The 5,338-nt window shown below is 73.4% G+C and carries 3 protein-coding genes, 1 pseudogene and 1 riboswitch; of the genes and pseudogenes, 2 read left to right on the top strand and 2 right to left on the bottom strand.

The features are described from left to right. Positions 1–1,084 (bottom strand): annotated as a pseudogene (locus ACJOT3_RS32175) (5-methyltetrahydropteroyltriglutamate--homocysteine S-methyltransferase); the annotation flags it as partial. A gap of 157 nt (positions 1,085–1,241) precedes the next feature. Then, positions 1,242–1,425: riboswitch (cobalamin riboswitch) on the bottom strand. A 226-nt stretch (positions 1,426–1,651) separates the two neighbouring features. Between ACJOT3_RS32175 and ACJOT3_RS32170 the strand changes: the two are divergent. Both ACJOT3_RS32170 and ACJOT3_RS32165 read left to right on the top strand, forming a co-directional pair. Then, complete coding sequence (locus ACJOT3_RS32170; protein WP_406976903.1) at positions 1,652–3,235, top strand: polysaccharide deacetylase family protein; 1,584 nt, start codon at positions 1,652–1,654, stop codon at positions 3,233–3,235. A 266-nt stretch (positions 3,236–3,501) separates the two neighbouring features. Continuing rightward, on the top strand, positions 3,502–4,953 hold the full coding sequence (locus tag ACJOT3_RS32165; RefSeq protein ID WP_406976902.1) for a polysaccharide deacetylase family protein: 1,452 nt from the start codon (positions 3,502–3,504) through the stop codon (positions 4,951–4,953). A 63-nt stretch (positions 4,954–5,016) separates the two neighbouring features. Here the strand turns inward: ACJOT3_RS32165 and ACJOT3_RS32160 are convergent. Continuing rightward, positions 5,017–5,338 (bottom strand): DUF6210 family protein (locus tag ACJOT3_RS32160; RefSeq protein ID WP_406976901.1); only part of this gene is annotated, 322 nt, incomplete at its 5' end.

The raw sequence follows: 5,338 nt of genomic DNA, 5'->3' as shown, positions 1-5,338 counted from the left end.
CCAGCGCCGCGCGGAGCTCGGGGGCCAGGGACGTCTCGGCGTCCAGGTCGATGGGCACGTGCAGCAGCGAGCAGGAGGTGCTCACGGTGAGCTCGTCGGCCAGGCCCAGCAGGGTGCCCAGGGTGGCGACGGCGGCCGGGACGTCGGTGCGCCAGACGTTGCGGCCCTCGACCACGCCCGCGACCAGGCGGGTGCCGCCCAGCCCGGACACGGCGGTCAGGTCGGCGATGCCCTCGTCGTCGGTGACGAAGTCCAGGCCGACCGCCTCGACCGGGGACTCCTTGAGGACGCGCAGGGCGTCGGCGCCGATGGAGCCGAAGTAGGTGGAGACCCAGATCTCCGGCCGGTCGGTGAGCCCGCCCAGGACGCCGTAGGCGCGCTCCAGGTGGCCCAGGGCGGCCCGGCCCTCGTCGGTGGCCAGCACCGGCTCGTCCAGCTGCACCTGCTCGGCACCGGCGGCGCGCAGGTCGGCCAGCACCGAGGCGTAGGCGTCCAGCAGGTCGTCGAGCAGTGCGAGGGGCGACCAGCCCTCCGGCGCGTCGTCGGCGGCCTTGGACAGCAGCAGGAAGGTCAGCGGGCCGACCAGCACCGGGCGGGTGCGGTACCCGGCGTCCAGGGCCTCGCGGAACTCGGCGACGGGCTTGTCACCGGCGGCGCGCGGGAGCACGTCCGGGGACAGCTCCGGGACCAGGTAGTGGTAGTTGGTGTCGAACCACTTGGTCATCTCCAGGGGCGGGGCGCCCTGGACGCCGCGGGCCAGCGCGAAGTAGCGGCGCAGCCGCTCGTCGGCGTCGGCGGCCGCGGCCGGGTCCTCGAACCGGGCCGGGACCAGGCCGAACAGGACGGCGGTGTCCAGCACCTGGTCGTAGTAGGAGAACGTGTTGGAGGGGATGTCGTCGATCCCCGCGGCGCGCAGCCGGGCGTAGGTGTCCAGGCGCAGGTCGGCGGCGACCTTCTCCAGGTCGGCGGCCGAGGTGGCGCCCTTCCAGTAGGACTCCTCGGCGCGCTTGAGCTCGCGGTCGGGGCCGATGCGCGGGTAGCCGTGCACCGTGGACCGCACGGCGGGCCTGGGTGTGGTGGTCATGAAGCTTCTCTCCCTCGTCGAAAGCCGGGTACCGGCCGCGGGGTCGACGAGGGGCACGCCGGAGAGGCGCCCCGTGCAGCGGGCGCTCGCGCGTGCCGACCTCGGCCCTCCCTCGGGGCGCGGGACCACCGGCGGCACGGGTGCGCCGCCGGGCGGAGGCAGGTCTTCGGACTCACGGGCGCGACCGGTGGCTCACCGATCTCCTAGTGCCCGCCGCTTCCCGGTTTCCGACTTCTCCGATCGGATCACCAGTGCTTGATGGCGGGGGTCGTTCCCGTATACCGCTGCGGGGCAGTCCCGGATTCGCACCGGGTTCCCTCTTGCGACGCGCGCCGCCGACCCGGGGTCGCCCCCGGCGCGGTGATGGCGCGCGTACCTTCCACGGCTGCAAGTATAGGGAGGCCCCCCTTCGCCCCTGACCCCCGGCATGCCCCCTGTGCCCTTCGCCGCCCCGGAGTCCGAACCCTCCGCCCGTGGGCGGCGTCACACCCGATGAAGACGTCGCACGGCGGTCTCCCCGCCGGCCCCGTGCACGTTCGTCTGCGAGATGGACGCGGAGAACCCCTGGTGAACAAGCTGACCCGAACCGCCATGACCCCCGATCACCCGGTGATCACCGTGGGTGTCTCCCTCGTGGTGCTGGCCGGCATGGTGCTGTTGTCGGTGCGACCACCGGAGTCGCTGGGGGCCGGTCCGGCCGGCGGGGTGGCGCACGGCCTCGCCGACGTCATGGAGCAGCGCCTGCCCGCCACCGGTGAGCCCGACGCGCTGACCGTCGTGGACGCGGCCGCCCTGACCGGCGTGGAGGTGGAGTCGCTGGAGTACGACGGGGTCGCCACCGACGTGACCTTCCCGGTGCTGCCCAACGCCGAGCCGCTCACCGGGTTCCTGCGCGAGCGGCTGGGCACCGAGGTGGAGTGGTTCGACGCCGCCAACCCGGGGGCGCAGTCCTACACGGCGGGCTGGAACGTCACCGCCGCCTCCGACGGCCTGGTCGGTGTGCGCATGACGGGCGAGGAGACCGACTCCGAGGGGACCCGGGAGTTCCACTCGACCTACTGGTACGACACCGGCGACGGCGTCACCCGCGGATCGCAGTCGCTGCTGGCCGGGCAGAACGAGCTGGCCGCCCTCAACACCCTGGTGCGCGACCGGCTCGGCGACGCCGCCGAGTCGGGGACGGTGCTGCCGGTGGCGGCGCTGTACGACTCGGTCGGGTTCAACCCCGACGGCGACCTGGTGGTGGAGTTCGACGCCGGGCAGGTCGCCCCGGCCGAGGCGGGGCCGCTGACCGCGGTCGTCGGGCGCGCCGAGGCCGAGCCGCTGCTGTCGGACTTCGGGCGGCGTGTGCTGCGCGCCGCCACCACCGGCGTGGAGGAGTTCTCCATCTCCGCCGCGCCCCAGGAGGGCGGCGTCGTCGACGAGCAGGTCCCGGGCGTCATCTCCCCCGTGGACGACTCCGTGGACTGCGCCTCACCCGAGGTCAAGTGCGTGGCCCTGACCTACGACGACGGCCCCGGCGGGGGCACCCCCGAGCTGCTGGACACGCTCGCCGAGTACGACGCCAAGGCGACGTTCTTCGTCACCGGCCTGCCCGTCATGGAGTACCCGCGCACGGTGCGGCGCACCTACGCCGAGGGCCACGAGATGGCCAACCACACCTACGACCACCAGAACCTGGGCGGTCTGGGCGCCGACGGGTCGTTCGCCATCCTGAACGCCGTGCAGGCCCAGGTGTACCGGGAGACCGGCTACACCATGAACCTCATGCGCCCCCCGTACGGGGCCACCACCGACACCGTCGCCTCGGTCACGGAGGAGATGGGCCTGGCCCAGATCCTGTGGAGCATCGACACCAACGACTGGCGCGACCGCGACCCCTCGATCGTCGCGGACCGGGCGATCGCCGGGGCCTCGGACGGGGCGATCATCCTCATGCACGACATCCACCCCACCACCATCGCCGCCTCGCACAAGATCATCCGCGAGCTGGACGCGCAGGGGTACACGATGGTGACCGTGTCCCAGCTGCTGGGGGACACCGAGCCGGGCCGGCGCTACACGCAGGGCCCCGAGGACCCGCCCGCGGACGACCCCTCGGCGGACACCGGTGCCGGGAGCGAGGAGCGGGTGTACCGGCCCGAGGACTAGGGCGGCGGCGCCGGAGACCGGGGCGGCGGACCGGCCGGAGAATAGGGCGGCGGACCGCACCGGTCGGCAGGGACACGGGAGCTGACCACATGTGGTCAGCGTCACGGCGAGGGCATCGGAGTCCCCTATGTTGCACCCAACAGCCCCGGTGCACATGTTCTGGATGAGGGAGTCCGGTGTTCTCGTCGAGCCGTACGCGTCCCAAGCAGGCCCTGCCCCGCGGAGGAGGGCCGGCGCGCCGGCGCCCATGGGCGGCGGGGGCGGCGGTGGTCCTGGTGCTCCCGCTGGCGTCCTGTGAGAACTCCCCCGCAGCCGCCCCGGAGAACGTCGACAGCGGGCTCATCACGGTGCTGGTCGACGGCCCCGAGGAGCCGGTGACCGAGTGGAGCGGTACCGGGGACGACTTCCCCGACCACCCCTACATCCCCGAGGACGTGGAGATCTCCGTCGCCCACCCGGAGTTCCCGGGCGCCGACGGGTTCTCCACCGCCCTGCACGGGCACATCGACCGGGAGGTCATGGACTTCCGCGGGGCCAGCCGGGACCCGATCGGTTTGGAGATCGGCTGGGAGGTCGTGGCCGCCGGCGAGGACGTGCTGGGGGTGCGGCTGGTGCGCACCGAGGAGGACCTGCACGGGCTGCGCCAGGCGTACGCGACGTACTGGTACGACGCGGCGACCGGGCACACCGGGTACGCCACGGAGCTGCTGGCCGACGACGCGGCGCTGGTGGCGCTGAACGACCTGGTGGGCGAGGCGCTCGGGGACCACCCCGACGTCGACCACCAGGGGCTGCTGCCGATCATGCGCACCTACGACTCGATCGGGTTCAACGCCGCGGGCGACCTGGTGGTGGAGTTCGACGACGGCCACCTGTCGCCGGTCGTCGAGGGCCACCCGCCGGACGCGTCCGTGGGCCGGATCACCGCGGTCATCGCCGCCGACGAGGCCGGACCGCTGCTGTCGGACCTGGGCGAGCGGGCCCGACAGGCCTCGCTCACCGAGGAGCCGGTGCTGTCGGTGGGCGAGCCCGACACCAACCTGGAGGCCGCCCCGGTGGCCCCCGGCACGGTCACCGAGCGCGGCCCCGACGTGGACTGCGCCGACCCCGAGGTCAAGTGCGTGGCCCTGACCTTCGACGACGGGCCGGTCGACGAGACCTCGCACCTGCTGGACATCCTGGCCGAGGAGGAGGTGACGGCGTCGTTCTTCCTCAACGGCAACCCCCTGCTGACCCGGCCCTGGCTGGCCCGGCGGATCTACGCCGAGGGGCACGAGCCGGCCAGCCACAGCGACCTGCACGAGAGCATGTCGGAGTACTTCGAACCGGAGGAGCTGCCCGCCCAGGTGGCGATGGTGAGTGCGGCGATCCGCCGCCAGACCGGCTACACCGTCGACATGTTCCGCCCGCCGTTCGGCGCCACCAACGACGACGTCAAGGCCGAGCTGGCCCGGCAGGAGATGGCCGAGGTGCTGTGGACGGTGGACAGCGAGGACTGGACCGGCTCCGACCCCGCCGCCATCACGGACCGGGTGGTGGAGCTGGTGGAGCCCGGCTCGGTGGTCCTGCTGCACGACCCGCAGGCCCCGACGATCGCGGCCGTGCCCCAGATCATCGAGCGCCTGCGCGAGGACGGCTACACGTTCGTGACCACCACCCAGGTTCTGGACCCCGAACCCGGCAAGACCTACCCCCCGGACTGGGACGGCAGCTGGTAGCCGGTAACTGGTAGCTGGTAGAACGGCGACGGCCCGCCCGGGGACCTGGGTCCCGGGGCGGGGTCAGTCGGAGTTGCACCACACGAGCAGGCCGGGCCCGTCCGGGGTGCGCACCGGTATCCACGCCTCGTCGAGTTCACCGAGGGCGTCCTCGTCCACCGCCAGGGAGCCGGGGTGCTCCTCGGTGCCGTCGCAGGCCCAGTGGACGACCTCCGCGAGGGCTGCGTCCAGCCGGTCGCGGTGCGGTGGCGACAGGGGGCGGCCCCCCGTGCCCGCGCCGCGCAGGTCGCGCTCGAAGAGCTCCCGGAGCAGGTCCAGGGCGTCGGAGCCGTGCACCGGCACCAGGAACCCCTCCGCGCTCCCCTGGCGGCAGGCGGTACCGCCG

Source organism: Nocardiopsis protaetiae (assembly GCF_045446735.1).
GTDB lineage: Bacteria > Actinomycetota > Actinomycetes > Streptosporangiales > Streptosporangiaceae > Nocardiopsis > Nocardiopsis protaetiae.
The sequence above is the reverse complement of the archived record's forward strand: the minus strand, read 5'-3'. Positions and strand labels throughout refer to the sequence as shown.